Genomic DNA, 1483 nt, shown 5'->3' on the forward strand with positions numbered 1-1483 from the left:
AGGCATCCCGGGATCGCCGCCGTTGACGACAACCTTGAAGACAACCGTCTGTCCGCCGTTTTCCCGCGCTTCCAAGGTCGCGCCGCTTCCCGCAAGCCCGATTTGCCGCCTGGTGATCTTGGTTCCTGTCGAAGTCTGTAACTCAATGTATTTCCACGGAAGAGCGTTCCCCTCCATGGCATCACGCAGGTTCTCATAACCTGCTTCGCTAATCTCGGCCATAATCCAACTCCCGATAGCACTCTATCTATCCCTTCAAGTATATAAGGTCACTGGTAAGAAAAGAGGGTGGGTGCATCGTTCCGCACCCGGTTCAAGAATTGGAAGATTTGTGTCAGGTCAATCACCCAACATCTTGGTGAATAGGTCGTTACATGCGATACCAGACCCCTTCCCAACCCGGACCGGTAATCACGGCGCTGCTCTTGATATTCAGGACATCGTTCCGGAACTCCAGCCGGATCGCCTCAATCCGGAACTGCTCCCCTTCATCTCCCCGGACACACGATCCATCCGTCTGACGCCGCCATCCAACCGTACTGACAATCCCCGACGAAGGCCGGGCATCGTCGAAGTAGTGCCCCTGCACGATACGGGTCTTCGACTGCATCGACGTTTCATGAACTAGGTCGTGCCGATCGTCCAGCATGTAGGACCCGGTTATCTCAGCGGTTCCCCGGTTCCGGTCCACGGTCATATACAGGTCCTCGAACCCCGGAGCATTTCGTCCGGGCAACCAGTACTCGGTACACGTCTCCATCTCCGTCTCCGTCTCCTTCACAGCCACCACCGTGGACGCCACCTCCACAACCGTAGGCTCCACGGCCACGGTCACGGGTGTCACCTGCAGGGATGGTGCCGGGGTTGCAACGCACCCCGCCCCGCAACACAGAACGATGGTTATAAGTGCCACCAGCCACATAGAAGATTTCATCCCGTTTCCTCCTCTTTTGTTGCGAAGAGCCTTTGCTCGATCATCAACGCCACCCATTTCAGAATCATCGGTCCCACCGAGCCCCTCTTGCCACACATGGCCCACAATCATACTTTCCGTCAGGTCTGGGCTCGTAGGTGAAGTGGTCGTTGGCATACCACTCTGTCCAGGACGTTTTGCGCCCAACAGCCTCGCAGGACGGGCAGAAATGCGGGAACTCATAGTACATCCGGTAGTATACCATTCCTGCCACGTACGCAATGAATTTATCGATCACTTCCCGGTGGTAGGGGTTCTCGATGTACATTCGCATGTGGTTCCAGAGGTGTTCCTGCTCTTCTTCTGTTAAAGAAGTGAAATACGTGCGGATATACAGGATCATATCGGCGATGTAGGCTGAAGACGGCTGATACTCGTCCAGCGGCAAGTATTCAGCCGGTAGACCGCGTGGTTCCGGGAAAGGCGGCGGTGCGTTGTCGCGACTGGCTTCCATCGGTGCTACCGTCAAGGATTTCCACAGATCTGCCGGGAATCGCGGTTCCGGCTCGG

Annotated in this window: 2 protein-coding genes and 1 pseudogene; all 3 read right to left on the reverse strand. The window is 56.1% G+C overall.

The window, feature by feature from the left end:
• Positions 1–222, reverse strand: a pseudogene (locus tag ACE4YL_RS15305) (hypothetical protein); the annotation flags it as partial.
• 148 nt (positions 223–370) lie between these two features.
• Positions 371–760: a hypothetical protein gene (locus tag ACE4YL_RS15310; RefSeq protein WP_461369801.1), complete on the reverse strand. Its 390-nt coding sequence runs from the start codon at positions 758–760 to the stop codon at positions 371–373.
• Positions 761–998: 238 nt separating this feature from the next.
• Positions 999–1483, reverse strand: a 485-nt coding sequence (locus ACE4YL_RS15315) for a hypothetical protein (RefSeq protein ID WP_461369802.1), incomplete at its 5' end; no start/stop codon positions are given.

This window comes from Candidatus Darwinibacter acetoxidans (assembly GCF_041936445.1).
In the GTDB taxonomy this organism is placed as follows: domain Bacteria; phylum Bacillota; class Limnochordia; order Darwinibacteriales; family Darwinibacteriaceae; genus DTU010.